Genomic DNA, 15,043 nt, shown 5'->3' on the forward strand with positions numbered 1-15,043 from the left:
AATGAACATTTTCACGTAGCAAGCAGTCTACCCCTATATCTGATACTTTGTCACCGTTATATGACATAAACCCCGAGTGAGCTGTGGTCTAATTCTGATACTTTTATTGAATTAGCTAATATTGAGATAGAGATATGACACACTCATCACGCCAATCAAAAGCCATCGTATCTAATGGAAAAGGTCAGTTTGAGCAAGTTACGCTAACCGTTATGCCGCCCCTGGAAGGGGAAGTGCGGGTTAAAATTCTGGCATCCGGTTTATGCCACACTGACTGGGACTCAATCCAAAATTGGAACAAAACATTCGTGGTCGGTCACGAAGGTGCTGGTGTGATTGACGCGGTTGGTGAAGGTGTACAGGGTTTGTGCGTTGGCGATAAGGTGATCCTTAACTGGTCTATCCCCTGTGGACACTGCTTCGCTTGTCAGCAAGGCAATGTACATATTTGTGAAAACCATTCTCCAGTTTGCGGCAACGGATTATGCGGCCATGCCCATGCGGGCGCCACAACGCAAAACGGGCAATCTGTCGAACGCTCTTTTCATTTGGGTACCTTGAGTGAATACACTGTGGTCAAAGCAGCAGCCATTGTTAAGTTTGAGCATGACGTCCCCTTCTCATCTGCATCAATCGTTGGTTGCGGTGTAATGACAGGCTATGGCTCTGTGGTCAATGCTGCTCAGTTAAAAGCAGGTAGTACGGTGTGCGTTATCGGTTGTGGTGGTGTTGGTTTAAATGTTATTCAAGCCGCCCGCATATCCGGGGCGCGTAAAATTATCGCTATCGACATCAATCAAGAACGATTAGCTCAAGCCAAACAATTTGGCGCAACTCATGGCCTGATATCGATTCAAGACGATGTGGACTTCTTACAGATGCGCGATTTGGTAAGAGAAATGACAGACGGCCGCGGGGCAGACTATGCCTTTGAATGCACGGCAATCCCTGCGCTTGGGTCTGCGCCACTGGCGTTGATACGCAATGCAGGCACGGCGGTACAAGTCAGCGGTATTGAACAGCGAATTGATTTCAATTGTGAGCTTTTTGAATGGGATAAAATTTACCTTAATCCTTTGTACGGTAAATGTAACCCCCAGGTCGATTTTCCTGCGTTGCTTGATTTGTACTGTAGCGGGCAACTCAAACTTGACGAATTAGTGACAAAAACATATTCACTGAAAAACGTCGCTCAAGGCTTTGATGATATGCTCAATGGGCGGATAGCCAAGGGCGTGGTTGTGTTTTCTTAGTCCTACAAGGCAATTAGCTGCTTGTACGAACGCGGTCTAGCATTCATCCGATAACGTTTGTTGAGCCCTCTTTATAGCTAAACCTTGTTCTTGTTAATTATCACTTATTAGAAGGGGAACTGGCATGAGCCTTTTACGGTTAGAAGTATCAGATCCACAATTTACACCGGCGCATACGCGTTATATTTCTATTCACTCTAGTCATTTAGGCGGGCGCCACGATGTCAGCGTGTATAACGCGGACACAACGCAGCGAGATATCCCCGTAGTGATCTTACTCCACGGCGTTTACGGTAATCACTGGGTGTGGATGAATCTTGGTGGAGTACACAAGGTCTACGAGCAACTACGCGCCGAAGGCTTAGAAGAGTTTTTATTGGTGATGCCCTCAGACGGTGGTTTATTAGACGGCTCAGCCTATTTGCCGCTTGCCGATAAAGGTAACTACGAACAGTGGATCATGGATGATGTGGTGAACGCAATAAAAACCCTACACCCAAGCCAGGTTACAGACAAAAGTCGCTGGTATATCAGTGGATTATCCATGGGGGGTTACGGCGCTTTGCGCCTTGGAGCTAAGTACCCAGAGTGCTTTAGTGGTGTGTCAGCACATTCGTCGATTACACAATTGGATGATATGGCCCAATTTGTAGAAACGCCGTTGTCATTTTATCGTTGTGAGGAACCCCGCGAAGCTGACCTATTACATTGGTTTGATAAAACCACAGACACTCGCCCTGCCCTGCGCTTCGATTGTGGCACAGATGACAGCTTAATAGACGCTAATCGCTGGTTACATCAACAGCTAATTGCGCGAAAAATTAGCCACGCATACCAGGAGTATGCAGGGACCCATGAATGGGCTTATTGGCATGAGCATGTTGCCGAGAGTTTCAAATGGTTTTCAGCGATTGAGAAGCGTCATAAATCGGCGGTTTAGCCACCATCACAGCCGACTTAGGTCATCAAGCATCTAACACACGCATCTATCACACGCTTACAGTAAGGTGTGTAAAAACCGCTCGCTTCTTGGCAAATAATAGTTGTCATAATTCAAAGACATCACGACCTTGTTCGCGCGGCCAATAATCTCGTCTCGGGGAATTAAACCAAAGACCCGAGAGTCTGCGCTATTGTCTCGGTTATCTCCCATGGCTAAATAGTAATCAGCTGGGATAGTCAGTGGCGTGAAGCTAGATAACCGAGAGCCGTTATTCGCTACGCGAATACGGTGTTGCACACCAAGTAGGTTTTCGGTCACTTCGCTAAAATGCCCTTTGGCGACGTTGTTTTCATAACTCAAAGGTTGCTGGTTGATATACAACACGTTGTCAATCATCGCGATCGTATCACCTGGGATCCCCACGACCCGTTTTACCAAGCGTTTATCTGCTGGTGCTGAGTCAAACACAATAATGTCACCACGTATTGGGTCGGCGAGTTTTAACAAGGAATAATTCACGAACGGAGTGCTGACATCATAGGCAAGCTTGTTTACCCAAATACGGTCCCCTTCGACGATGGTGGGTTGCATAGAGCCAGTGGGTACTTCGTTCCAATCGGCTATGGCGCTTCTAAAAACGCACATAAGCACAATAAATAACAGCACAGATTTGTTATCTCTGTAGAGGGTTGTTAAATACACTTTCATCACTATCCTCATTCTCACTTTTAAAGGCACTTGTTTTAACGTACTTATTTTAACGAGCGTTGCGTTAAGGAACCTTGCATTAAGGGAAACGGCTTGCTGTTACTCTACAAAAGCAAACAATGCCATGCATATTAATAATATGGCAGCAAACCAACAACAAGTTGATGTCACTTTGTTACTAATAGTGTCAAGCTGGTGATTCGCGTCATATGATTAGCCAAAACACTTAGGTTCGAGCTAACGCGCTTCTTGTCCCAACACATAAAAGCGAACAGAAAACAGGCAATTACCGCTACCGATGTAAATTGACTCATGTAATAATCATTCAAATTATTAAGCCGCTCATAACAGTAACGGAGACGACCTTTGAATTCGGGGTTCCCACTCGTAAAGGTAATTGCATGGATAACATTATTTTTCGCGCAGTGCTCACTCTTCAGTGTTGATGCTCAAGTCAATACAAGTTCACTCCCTAGTGGTAGCAAGGCGCTTTCAGACGTAAGTATACTTAAACGTGCTATAGAGCATGCGCGTAAACAAGGCGATATCCACCAGGCAGAGACACTAACTGGTGAGTTTCATCAACTGGCCTTAGCCGAAAATACGCCCATTTCCATTGCGGATAGCTATTTTCAACAAGCCCGTAACGCCATGGAGCGCAATAACTATGAGCCGGCACATGAACTGCTCAATCAAGCCATTGGTCTTTATGAAGCCCAAAACAATCAGGTGGGCCTAGCCAAAGCTTATCGTCAACTTGGGTTAACCTATCGTTACCAATCAAATTACCCTCAAGCCTTGGAATATATCTATTTGGCGATGCAAATCAGCCAGCAACTAAACGACCAGCCTGCGATAGCGTCCACCTATAACAGCATCGGCTTAGTGCTTGAGAAAATGGGGCTACTTGAAGGTGCAGCCCAAGCACACCAACAAGCGCTTGAATTACATTACGAATTAGAAAACAAAGACGGTATCGCCAGTGCACTTTATAACTTAGGCGATCTCCGCAGGTTGATGGGCGACCACACGCTAGCGCTAAACTACTTCAAAGATGCTTTGGCGATCGATCTCGCATCTGGAGGGAAAAAATACATTGCCTACAGCCATAACAAAGTGGGTTATCAATACGTTGAGTTAGGCGATTATCAAAAAGCGCAAGAGCATCTTAATACTGCCCTTGCTTTGTTTAAACAAATTCAAGCGCCGCGTGATACCGATTGGGCGTTGACATCAATGGCAAGATTGGAAATGGAACTGGGCAATCTTGAACAGTCTCGAGCGTTATTAGACGGGGTTATCGCGCGAGCAATTAAACAGAATTACAAAAGTTTGCTGGTTGACGCCTATCGACTTTCAGCCAGCTTAGCACTTAAAAGTGACGATACTAAGTTAGCAATACAGCATATAGACGCCGGAGTTGCGCAAGCACAAAGCAACAACGAAACACATGATGAAGCCCTGTTAGAAGCTCTTCGCGTACAAGCCTATATTAAAGAAGATGCATTACGGCTAGCCTTTGATGCATTGCTGGCACAAAAGAAGCTTGAAGATGAAACCCTGCACGCTAGTCGCATCAATACTATTGCCACATTACAGTCACAAACAGAGTTTGTGCGCCGTGCTCAGCAAATTAAACTGCTCGAACAGGAAAAAGCGTTAAGCAAAGTTAAACAAGAACAATTCGAGTTAGGCAGAAATGTAAGTATCGCTGGCATAGTGGGCATCTTTGTATTGTTTGTGTTGATTTACAGCCGCATAAATCAGCGTAATTTGAATAAACGCTTAACAAGAGAAGTCGCCCTTCGCACAACTGAATTAGAACAAAAGAACATTGAGTTACAAGCCGCCTATCAAGAAATGGAGGCCATTAGTCTAACGGACAAGTTAACAGGGGTGCATAATCGGCGCTTTTTAGAGAATCAAATTGGCGCAGATTTAGAAAAAAGCCAGCGTGTTTACACTGATTGGCATGATGGTAAAACACCCCAGCCTCAGCAAGCTGACATAGTCGTTTTCATGATCGACATGGATCACTTCAAACACGTAAATGATGAATACGGCCACGGCGCGGGCGATGAAGTATTACAACAACTTACCCAACGTTTGGCGTTAGTATTCAGGCAGTCAGATTATATCGTGCGCTGGGGAGGCGAAGAATTTGTGGGAGTCGCGCGTTTTATTAACCGCTCAGACGCAAGCAATTTAGCCCAACGACTCTTAGAAGAGGTGGGTGCTACCCCTTTTACCTTGTCAAACGGTGCCTCAACCTACCACACCTGCTCCGTCGGCTACGCCTGTTACCCTAGTGCATTGCACCATAATCAAGCGAATGATTGGCAAACCTTAATTGCCTTAGCGGATACCTGTTTATATGAAGCTAAGAACAACGGACGCAACGCTTGGGTTGGCATCGAGTGTATTAATGCACCTAGCGCAAATGTAACCGACATCGCTACTGGCTTTTTTGAATCAGGTGCTCATACAGATAAAATCAAAGTGGTTACATCGTTCACCAGCGCTAATGTATAACGGCTTGCACTTTAATGGTTTGCACTTTAGCGGCTTGCGCTTTCACCGCACAACAGCACCCGGTTGATATGTAAACGTTTAATATATAACAGTGATGATCATGTAACATTTCTATTGACTCGTACCACACCTATCCCCATGTTAATTTTTTGATTATTCGAACGAACATCAATTTTACGTTGAGAAATACACCTTATTCTCAGAGTTCCACATGACAGGAAAGGATGAAAAAATGAATAAAACCAAACAGTTATTTACCCACATATCATCAGATAATGAATTATGCGTTAACTTAAAAGAAGTGGATGTACCTTCACCAAAGTCCCACGAAATTGTGGTTAAAATGCAAGCCTCACCTATTAACCCATCCGATATGTGGCCTATGTTTGGCCCCGCTGATCTGTCTAAGGCACAATTGAGCGACGATAAAACCACACTTACCGCACCTATTCATAAAGGCATGTTGGGGCGGGTTAAGTCTCGTTTAGACCAAACATTACCAATTGGTAACGAAGGCGCAGGCGTTGTCGTTGCCGCTGGTGATAGTGAAAAAGCGCAAGCGTTAATCGGTAAAACCGTTGCTATTCTTACGGGCGCTTCGTACACCCAATATGCGTGCGTGCCTATTCAAGCGTGTATTGTACATCATGACGATACAACACCATTAGCGGCAGCTTCTTCATTTGTTAATCCGCTTACTGCCCTAGGTATGGTAGAAACGATGCGTATGGAAGGCCACACGGCATTGGTGCATACCGCAGCAGCCTCTAGCCTTGGCATTATGCTAAACAAAATATGTCTTGCTGAAGGTGTGCAGCTGGTAAATATCGTGCGCAAGCAAGAGCAAGTTGATTTATTAACTCAAATTGGTGCCAAGTACGTTGTTAACTCATCAAGCGATAGCTACAAGAAAGATTTATACAAAGCGATTGAAGCCACAGGTGCAACGCTCGCATTCGATGCCATTGGCGGTGGTGAGCTGGCCAGCGATATACTGACTACTATGGAAGCCGTTGGTAGTAAAGATGCCACTGGGTTCAATACCTACGGCTCTTTGGACAACAAACAAGTGTACATTTATGGTGGCCTTGATTTCTCACCCACAGTGTTAAATCGCGCCTTTGGTATGACGTGGAGCGTCGGTGGTTGGTTATTGATGCGCTTCTTAGGCAAGTTAGATGCACCAAAAGTAGCTGAATTACACAAACGTGTAGCGGATGAAATCAACACTACCTTTGCGATTGAATCTAGCGAAGAGCTTTCTTTTGAAGAGGCGCTCACACCAGAAATTATCGCCAAGTACAACGCGAAATCGACCTGTGGAAAATATATTATTAACCCAAATAAAGCTTAATCATTTGTATTGGTTTAGGGCTAAGTAAATTAGCCCTTTTATTTTTGTGTTTTTTAGTGCGCATTATCTAAACGCGCTGGTTATTCACATTCCATTCCTCAAACTCAATCTACCTAACCCAGTTGTTCGTCCTTGTTTTTAGTTTTTACGCGGCTAATAATTGAAAAAAATCGCGTCTCATGAAAAACTTTCAAAAATTATTTGAAAGTGAATAGGTTCGATGAAGAACATTCAAGATCTACGTTTATTTTGTGAAACTGCGCAACAAGGCAGCTTGTCAGCCTGCGCCAGAAAGATGGACCTCTCGCCCGCTGTGGTCAGTGCTTCGCTAAAGCGTCTTGAAGCAGATTTAGGCGTGCTGTTATTTATTCGCTCAACACGCAATTTGCGTTTAACCCAAAAAGGCGAACAATTCTTACGCCACTGCACGAATGCTCTGACAATACTGGATGAAGCCACCACGGAAATACACAGTCAGGATGCAGAACTAAGCGGTGTTATCCAACTCTCTGCACCTTCGGATATGGGACGCAATCTATTACTTCCTTGGCTTGATAGTTTTATGGAAGCTCACCCAAGAGTCGAGGTGCGTTTACAGCTTTCAGACAGCCCAGCTGATTTATACAGTCAACCGGTTGATTTAGCCCTACGCTATGGAAAACCCAAGGACTCTGGTTTTATCGCCATACCTATTGCGGCGCAAAATGTGCCTGTTTTATGTGCATCACCCGCTTACATCGAACAATTTGGGACACCTAGCTCCTTGCAAGCACTCACTCAACACAATTGCTTGTGTCACGGGCACAACGATACGTTGCACACGCGCTGGACATTCAGTAAAGAAAACAAAAGCGTCAGCATAGACGTAACAGGTAACCGCCAGTGTAAAGACGGTGATATTACCCGAAAATGGGCAATCGCAGGCAAAGGTATCGCTCGCAAATCGAAGCTAGATATTATTCAAGATTTAATACACGGACGCTTAGTAGAACTTGATATAGATGGTTGGCACGGAGAAACATTCCCTTTAAACCTTATTTGCGCTGAAAGGCGCTTATTGAGCCCCACCATCAATGCATTTAAGCAACATTTGATAGAAAACGTGACAGCGCTGTTTAATCAACTTAAATAGTGCTGCCTCGGTGTAGAACCAATCCACATCAACAAGCGCCCGCTTAGAATGCGTTCAGCGTTTAATGATAAGAGCGTCGCTATGGACTAATGGTTGTACTCTTTCAAATCGTGCGGGCTTTTAAATTGCGAGCGCTTTCGAACCGAGAGCGCTTTTAAACAGTGAAAACACTGAACAAAAGCCCGGACCGATAGATTTAGGAAAGAAAGGTATTGGTGTTCAAGCGATACCCCACCCCTTTAACGGTGAGTATCCACCTAGGATTGTCAGGATCTACTTCAACTTTTTTACGTAGCAGGTGCATATATTGGTATAAATCTGACTTGTTCGCACGGCGAGTATCTGGCCATAAATTTTCGATGATTTTTTCCGTGCTACACACATGGTCGTGCACTTGAGCCAATAAGGTGAACAATTTAAATTCTTTCGCCGTCAGCATAATATTTTTGCCCTGACAGTGCACCGTTCTACTGTTGTTATCAATAACAAATGGCCCTAAAACAAAACTCGTTTCTTCATCAGGCAACACATCGTTTAGTACTCGAGCAGTATGGTGACTTTGCTCAGAACTAAAAATAGCGGGGATGCCTCGTCTATCTATGGCACCTCTTCTTTCTTTGTGACGCCTTTCATCTCTTAAGTTAGTGTTATTCACGCCAATCTGAGGTAAGTAACCGTCTAACTTTGCAATCAAATCGACGTCAGTAAAATAATCAACCCAAGGTAAATTTTCAGCAAGCCTTGAATTATTTTGATTCACGACCGCACACACTGGGATTTTGTATACATGATTTATTTGGTGCAAGACCTCAAAGTGCGACGCTAAAAGTTCTGACCTAATTGTACGTAAATCAATTAGCACCACTTTACATACACGGTTAACTGAGTCGAGCGAAAGTGGGTCGTTTAACGCCACTGAGCGAAATGAAAAATGGTTGGCTACGCTTAACCCGGTCAACACACCAATTAAAAAATTGTCATCGGATATTACCAGCATGTCTTGCTGTGCTTGAGAATGCGTCATCATCTAATCCTTTATCTAGCATAATCAGACGGACTCAACTCACAAGACAGCATATTTTGGGAATATAAAACAGAATCCTATCGTAATAATCTCTGATTAATTCACATCAAACTTTTATTAAAAAGCAAAAAACGAACCACATAATATAATATTTAATGATTACCGAGACTTAATAGATAAAGTTAAATTCTTATCACCAGAAATAGCGACGATTGTAAAAAAAACAGACAGTGAATTTTTAAAAAAGCAATATTTAGCATAATTTAATGACTGAATTATTACCTGCACGCCCTGTTCAGATCCATTCTTGAAAATGAATTTCAATATAGCGTTAGCAATAACTAAAGAGAAAATAACAAGTTGCAGTTCATTGCCTAACAAGAGAATTTAAATTACCCATAAATTAAACCCATTAAAGATGTACTGTCGCAAAAAAGTAATTTTAAGGCGTTTTTAATGTGCGCTTGATGGAATTTTCAGCTACCGATTAACTACAGTAATTGCGGGAGAAAAAGAACAGGACACAGTTCCCTTTCCCTTTCCCTTTGTATATTTTTGAATATTTAAGCGTTGCTATTTCCAGTGAGATTATCCGTGAATGGTGACAAATCGTTTTTTAATGGAGCATAAAAGATGAAAGTATTTAATAAAAGCTTATTAGCAGCAAGCATGACAATCATACTCGGTTCAGCGACCAGTGTGTGGGCAAACCCAACAAACACCGCCACGGAAGTGGCTGAATCTCAAACAGCAACGGCAAGTGCGGATAGCACAGGCGACTCATCAGCAGCAGCAAACGAAAATTCTACTGCAACCACAGATAACAGCACTGATTCTTCAGATAACAGCGATGCAAGTTCGGCATCAGGTAGTGAAGTAGCGGCCAACAACGGCAGTATGGCAGCGACGGACAATAGTGATAACTCGGACAATTCGGACGCATCTGACAACAGTGACAATTCTAACAGCAGCGACAATAGCGACGGTAGTTCCGCGTCAGGCAGTGAAGTAGCGGCCAACAACGGCAGTATGGCAGCGACGGACAATAGTGATAACTCGGACAATTCGGACGCATCTGATAACAGTGACAATTCCAACAACAGTGACAATAGCGACGGTAGTTCCGCATCAGGCAGTGAAGTAGCCGCTAACAACGGCAGTATGGCTGCAACCGATAACAGCGACAATTCTGATAATTCAGATAACTCGGATAACTCGGACAACTCAGATAACAGTGATATGAGTGACGGTAGCTATGCATCGTCTACTGAGTCTGCTGCGAATAATGGCAGTATGGCCATGTCTGATCGCTCTGATAACTCAGATAACAGTGACAACTCAGACAGCAGTGATAACAGTGACGGCAGTGCAGCATCAGCCACTGACGCTGCGGCAAATAATGGCAGTATGGCCATGAGCGACCGTTCGGATAACTCTGACAACAGTAATAATTCAGATAACTCGGATAACAGCGACAATTCTGATAGTTCTGACAACAGTGATAGCAGCGATGGCAGCTACGCTTCAGCCACAGACTCTGCGGCAAATAACGGCAGTATGGCGATGACAGACCGTTCAGATAACTCAGACAACAGTGATAATTCTGATAACAGCAACAACTCAGATAATTCTGATAACTCTGATAGCTCATCGTCAGATAGTAGTGACAATAGCTACGCTATGGGGACTGAGGCCACAGCGAACAATGGCAGCATGGCAATGAGTGATCGTTCTGATAATTCAGATAACAGCGATAGCTCAGATAACTCTGACAACTCTGACAACAGCAACAATAGCGATAACAGCTATGCTTCTGCGTCAGATGCAGCAGCAAATGGAGGCAGTACCGCAACCTCTGACCGTTCAGATAACAGCATGGCAAGTGCCAGCGCAATGGGATCGGCAGCAGCTAATGGTGGCAGCACAGCGTCGGTTGATAACAGCGACAGTAGTGATAATGGCTACGCTAGTGCAAACGCAATGGGCTCAGCATCAGCCAATGGCGGAAGCACAGCGAGTACCGACAATAGCGACAACTCTGACAACTCAGACAATAGTGATAACTCTGACAATTCTGACAATTCAGATAACTCAGATAATAGCTATGCGAATTCATCAATGGGCGGAGCATCGGCGAACGGTGGCAGTACTGCGAATGTTGATAATTCAGATAATTCCGACAACTCTGATAATTCAGACAACAGCGATAACAGTGACAACAGTTACGCGAATGCGGCAGAAGGAGGCGCATCAGCGAACGGTGGCAGCACTGCAACTGTAGACAACAGTGATAGCAGCGATAACAGCGACAACAGTGATAACAGTTACGCGAGTGCTGCAGAAGGCGGAGCTTCAGCTAACGGTGGTAGCACCGCGTCTGTCGATAACAGTGACAATAGCGATAACAGCGACAACAGTGACAATAGCTCTGCATGGTCTGAGGGCTGGGGCACATCTGCTGCGAATAATGGTGGCGTTGCCACCACCACTTACAGTGTCAATGAGTCTAACCTAACGGGTTCTGTGACAGGTAATTATGTGACTTACAGCTTTGACAATCAGTCAACAATTGCAAGTAACAATAATATGTCAGATACCTTCAACGGCACCGCGGGTATCAATCAAAATGTGCAGAATTTAGGGCACAATGCCTTAGCGCAACAACAAGTATCCTTCCAAGGAAATGTAAATGTGAACCCTCAATAACATCGATATTGTAGGTTTCGTTTTAAGGAAATATAAGTTGCTGGCGTCTTGCCAGCAACTTATTAAAAAGGACACGGGCTATGAAGAAAATATCTAACATTACTAGCGTATTTACTCTATTTCCCTTACTCATGCTAATTGCACTTAGCGGCACAGCAAAGCCCACTATTGATGAGATACCCCCTGTTTTGCTTGGTGACTTAGAGCAAGAACGTGGAATGGGGGGTGTTGTTGATGTAACAAACAACAGCCATTTAGAAGCTGTTTTAACAGACAACTACAACGCCAACAGTGTAACGGGAAATAATTCAATTGATCGAGGTTCATTTAATGATGCTTCTGGTGTGTTTTCTATTATTCAAAATACCGGCAACAACGTCATTATTCAGGAATCGACCATCATAACAGTCACTATCGCACCTAATTAACGGATGAATAGGCGTACTATGAGACTTTTACTGTGTTTAACCATGTTGTTTACCACCTACCCGGCTTTGAGCGGACTTGTTGATTTTAATGGACAGTTTTCCATTAAAGTCGCCAGCATAAGTGAGCTTCGCTTTAAGACAATTTACAAACAAAAGTATGACTTTAGTTGTGGTTCAGCAACGCTCGCCAGCCTACTGTCGTTTCATTATAACGACGAAGTGAATGAGCTAAGTGTGTTCAAGGATATGTTTGAACATGGCAATAAAGAAAAAATTAAACACCAAGGGTTCTCGTTACTTGATATGAAGCAGTATCTTGCACGCAGAGGTTACCGCTCAAACGGCTTTAAAATCTCATTGGAACAGCTGTCCAGCGCTCAACTTCCCGCGATTACCATTATTAATAACAATGGCTATATGCATTTTGTGATCATAAAAGGCAGTAGTGCTTCTGAAGTGCTTGTGGGCGATCCCGCTATTGGTTTGAAATCAATAAAAATGGCGGAATTTAGGGAAATGTGGAACAACCGGATATTGTTTGTCATTCAAGATTACAAAGACATTGCCGTGAGTCAGTACCAAAGTGATCAGAAAAATGATCACCTGGTTCGAGCAAATCTAGGGCTAGCGGTCGACCACGCCAGTTTAGGTCTGTTTAACGTACTACAACCCTCCAGTGTCGACTTTTAAGGATAAAAAGATGAAAACACAAAGTCTATTTCAGGGAAAAACGACCTTAATAAGTGCGCTAAGTATCATTTTGATTTCAGTACCGAGTTACGCAAAGAATACACCTGGCTTGGCTATGGACGAGCATGACACAATACATTGGCAACCTGTTTCTGAGGAGAAACTTGCCACATTACGTGGTGGATTTGTACTTGGTAATGGTGTAGTTGTTGATCTTAACTTTCAAAAACACCTCTTTCAAAACGGTGAGTTAACAAGCCACACCTATTTTCAAACACCACAAGACTTCGCGCAATTGGGTAAAGATGAACTATCCCTAAACTCGATACTACCAAATAGTACCTTTAATACTGTTTTACAAAACACCCTTGATAATCAAACCCTTTCAGCGATAACCAATATCGATATCACCATCAAAAACATTGAGCACGCTAAACAAGCGTTTGCTCAGGACCAATTATATAACACATACTTTAACGCCCGCGCCCACCACTAAGTTCGAATAAAAGGCTTTAATACTCTGGCGTAAACACCGGTCTTGATTACTGTGCGCGCCTAGCCCGCTTACCTAGACGCCGCAATGTTGTAAACGCGCTTGTCGCGCTTGTCGCCCTAGTGACTATCACGTTAACGATCGTTAAATATAAAATCCAACATCACTAGCACTATTGCTGATGTGCATCACTAGAGGGTGACCGGCAATCTGAAATTTAGACGTGTATCTTGAGCATCATCGGTCACGCCAATCGCCAACGATAAACTGATATTGGTTTTAAGCGAATAACGAAATGAATAACCAATAATTAACTGACCAATATCAAGCTGGCTGCCGTCAATTTTCATGTTGTTAATTTTTGATTTTAAAACGTGTTTATGTGAATAACTCAAACTCATAGAAGTTCGCTCGTTAAACGATACCCCTAAACCAAAACTCATGCCTGCGCTGTCTCCAGGGTCAACATTACCCACCTCCTCATCGGTGTCCATGTTATAGCCATAACTTAAATTACCGAAAAACACCCCTGGATCAGTAGCATATATAGCAGTAATGCTCGGCTGAATACTCACATAACCAGAACCGGTTGGTAGCTCAGTGGGAAACACCGCTCCAGGCGTTGATTGCATAAATTCAACCTCAAACGGGCTGGTACCGGTGGGGATCGTGGCCACTAAATTTGCCACGTATATGGGGCCACCATCGGTTGGTGTATTAAGTTGGTAGCGAGTCGAAAGCTCTATATCCCCTATTCCATGGCCACTGGCATTAAAGATTTCATCTTCGCTGACCCCGATACTGACCGGCCGCGAGCGTTGACTGTCATTTCGACCGATATAGGGCACTTTCAAATCCACTTCCCAGCGTTCTGTTATGCCATAACGCGCAGAAATGCTACCGATAAAGCTATGGCGTTTAATCTCTCGTAAATCGATTAACCCCACCACAAGGGCCGGAATGAATGAAAACGCATCCAAAAACACGCGATTATTATCTGTATATGAATAACCAAACGAAGGCTCTAGCACCAATGTACCTTTACCGGTTAGCACACCGCTTACAGTATCCCCAAGCTCTGGGATTGCACTTGCTTCTATTGCGCTTGACGATTTTGGCGGTGCTTGGCCAACAGGTTTATTTTGCGCTACGTTTTGTTCCGTTTGTTTTGCTGGTTTATCAGCTTGTGCTTTACGACGCGCTGCTTGGTCAGTCGATGCAGCAGATCGAGTGTTAACCTCTTTGGCCGTTAAGGCATTGATCATCTGCGTTAACTTTTCAATTTGTTGGCCTTGCTCGATGAGTAAAATGCGTTGACGCTCTAATTCAGCCTCGTATTTGCTATTTGGTTTGTTCTGCTCAGCAATATTGTCAGCACCATAACAAAAAGGTGATGAAGTTAAACAAATTGCCAATGTGATTTTTGAAAGAGGGGTGAAATGTTGTAGGCGTAACTGAGGTGCTGCAATTTCCATAACTAATCCTTTATTCACTTATGAAAAAATCCAACTTCATAGACGTTTATACCAACGCCAATAAATAATTAACCACTCAGCGAAAATTTAAAGGAATTGGTATTATTTAATTCTTCCTTCATTAAAAGTAGTGAATGGCCGCTTAAAAATCCAATTAAAATTGCATGAATTTAAACGTTTAAATGAAATAAATTGTATTTAAATACGATGACGTAATTAAAGAAAAAATACCCAGCATGCATCAAACATATTGGGTATTTGCAGTAACCGATTAGATTGCTTCAAATCCAACGCATTTATTCATG

General features: G+C 43.5%; 12 protein-coding genes. 9 read left to right on the forward strand and 3 right to left on the reverse strand.

The genetic code is table 11. From position 1 onward, the window contains the following. The first annotated feature begins 134 nt into the window (after positions 1–134). On the forward strand, positions 135–1,253 hold the full coding sequence (locus GCHA_RS06730) for a Zn-dependent alcohol dehydrogenase (RefSeq protein ID WP_007986437.1): 1,119 nt from the start codon (positions 135–137) through the stop codon (positions 1,251–1,253). A 124-nt stretch (positions 1,254–1,377) separates the two neighbouring features. Next, the gene (locus GCHA_RS06735) at positions 1,378–2,193 is read left to right on the forward strand and encodes an alpha/beta hydrolase (protein WP_007986439.1); all 816 of its coding nucleotides are present in this window, start codon (positions 1,378–1,380) and stop codon (positions 2,191–2,193) included. 57 nt (positions 2,194–2,250) lie between these two features. Here the strand turns inward: GCHA_RS06735 and lepB are convergent, their stop codons facing one another. Further along, on the reverse strand, positions 2,251–2,904 hold the full coding sequence (lepB, locus tag GCHA_RS06740; RefSeq protein ID WP_007986441.1) for a signal peptidase I: 654 nt from the start codon (positions 2,902–2,904) through the stop codon (positions 2,251–2,253). A gap of 366 nt (positions 2,905–3,270) precedes the next feature. On the opposite strand from lepB, the gene GCHA_RS06745 reads away from it, so the two are divergent. From GCHA_RS06745 to GCHA_RS06755, 3 genes are all read left to right on the forward strand, one after another. Then, positions 3,271–5,436: a tetratricopeptide repeat-containing diguanylate cyclase gene (locus GCHA_RS06745; protein ID WP_007986443.1), complete on the forward strand. Its 2,166-nt coding sequence runs from the start codon at positions 3,271–3,273 to the stop codon at positions 5,434–5,436. 232 nt (positions 5,437–5,668) lie between these two features. Beyond that, positions 5,669–6,790, forward strand: coding sequence for a zinc-binding dehydrogenase (locus GCHA_RS06750; protein ID WP_007986444.1), 1,122 nt, complete (start codon positions 5,669–5,671; stop codon positions 6,788–6,790). A gap of 220 nt (positions 6,791–7,010) precedes the next feature. Beyond that, on the forward strand, positions 7,011–7,922 hold the full coding sequence (locus tag GCHA_RS06755) for a LysR family transcriptional regulator (RefSeq protein ID WP_007986446.1): 912 nt from the start codon (positions 7,011–7,013) through the stop codon (positions 7,920–7,922). Positions 7,923–8,118: 196 nt separating this feature from the next. Here the strand turns inward: GCHA_RS06755 and GCHA_RS06760 are convergent, their stop codons facing one another. Beyond that, positions 8,119–8,949 carry a winged helix-turn-helix domain-containing protein gene (locus tag GCHA_RS06760; RefSeq protein ID WP_318248949.1) on the reverse strand — a complete coding sequence of 277 codons (831 nt, stop codon included), beginning with the start codon at positions 8,947–8,949 and terminating at the stop codon, positions 8,119–8,121. A gap of 630 nt (positions 8,950–9,579) precedes the next feature. On the opposite strand from GCHA_RS06760, the gene GCHA_RS06765 reads away from it, so the two are divergent. The 4 genes from GCHA_RS06765 to GCHA_RS06780 all read left to right on the forward strand — a co-directional run bounded on the left by GCHA_RS06765 (position 9,580) and on the right by GCHA_RS06780 (position 13,266). Next, positions 9,580–11,652, forward strand: a complete 2,073-nt coding sequence (locus GCHA_RS06765; RefSeq protein WP_007986450.1) for a hypothetical protein — start codon at positions 9,580–9,582, stop codon at positions 11,650–11,652. 80 nt (positions 11,653–11,732) lie between these two features. Next, positions 11,733–12,080 (forward strand): hypothetical protein, encoded by a 348-nt coding sequence (locus GCHA_RS06770; protein ID WP_007986452.1) that lies wholly within the window; start codon positions 11,733–11,735, stop codon positions 12,078–12,080. Positions 12,081–12,098: 18 nt separating this feature from the next. Then, a complete protein-coding gene (locus tag GCHA_RS06775) occupies positions 12,099–12,770 on the forward strand; it encodes a C39 family peptidase (RefSeq protein WP_007986453.1) in 672 nt (223 codons plus the stop codon). 10 nt (positions 12,771–12,780) lie between these two features. Further along, entirely contained in the window at positions 12,781–13,266 is a 486-nt protein-coding gene (locus GCHA_RS06780) for a hypothetical protein (RefSeq protein ID WP_007986455.1), read from the forward strand. Between the two features lie 188 nt (positions 13,267–13,454). On the opposite strand, the gene GCHA_RS06785 is transcribed toward GCHA_RS06780, so the two are convergent. Continuing rightward, entirely contained in the window at positions 13,455–14,738 is a 1,284-nt protein-coding gene (locus tag GCHA_RS06785; RefSeq protein ID WP_007986457.1) for a transporter, read from the reverse strand. Between the last annotated feature and the right edge of the window lie 305 nt (positions 14,739–15,043).

This window comes from Paraglaciecola chathamensis S18K6 (assembly GCA_000314955.1).
GTDB lineage: Bacteria > Pseudomonadota > Gammaproteobacteria > Enterobacterales > Alteromonadaceae > Paraglaciecola > Paraglaciecola chathamensis.

Coding starts and splice junctions, on each gene's coding strand:
- GCHA_RS06730 (WP_007986437.1), top strand. CDS start 135: ATGACACACTCATCACGCCAATCAAAAGCCATCGTATCTAATGGAAAA.
- GCHA_RS06735 (WP_007986439.1), top strand. CDS start 1,378: ATGAGCCTTTTACGGTTAGAAGTATCAGATCCACAATTTACACCGGCG.
- lepB (WP_007986441.1), bottom strand. CDS start 2,904: ATGAAAGTGTATTTAACAACCCTCTACAGAGATAACAAATCTGTGCTG.
- GCHA_RS06750 (WP_007986444.1), top strand. CDS start 5,669: ATGAATAAAACCAAACAGTTATTTACCCACATATCATCAGATAATGAA.
- GCHA_RS06755 (WP_007986446.1), top strand. CDS start 7,011: ATGAAGAACATTCAAGATCTACGTTTATTTTGTGAAACTGCGCAACAA.
- GCHA_RS06760 (WP_318248949.1), bottom strand. CDS start 8,949: ATGATGACGCATTCTCAAGCACAGCAAGACATGCTGGTAATATCCGAT.
- GCHA_RS06765 (WP_007986450.1), top strand. CDS start 9,580: ATGAAAGTATTTAATAAAAGCTTATTAGCAGCAAGCATGACAATCATA.
- GCHA_RS06770 (WP_007986452.1), top strand. CDS start 11,733: ATGAAGAAAATATCTAACATTACTAGCGTATTTACTCTATTTCCCTTA.
- GCHA_RS06775 (WP_007986453.1), top strand. CDS start 12,099: ATGAGACTTTTACTGTGTTTAACCATGTTGTTTACCACCTACCCGGCT.
- GCHA_RS06780 (WP_007986455.1), top strand. CDS start 12,781: ATGAAAACACAAAGTCTATTTCAGGGAAAAACGACCTTAATAAGTGCG.
- GCHA_RS06785 (WP_007986457.1), bottom strand. CDS start 14,738: ATGGAAATTGCAGCACCTCAGTTACGCCTACAACATTTCACCCCTCTT.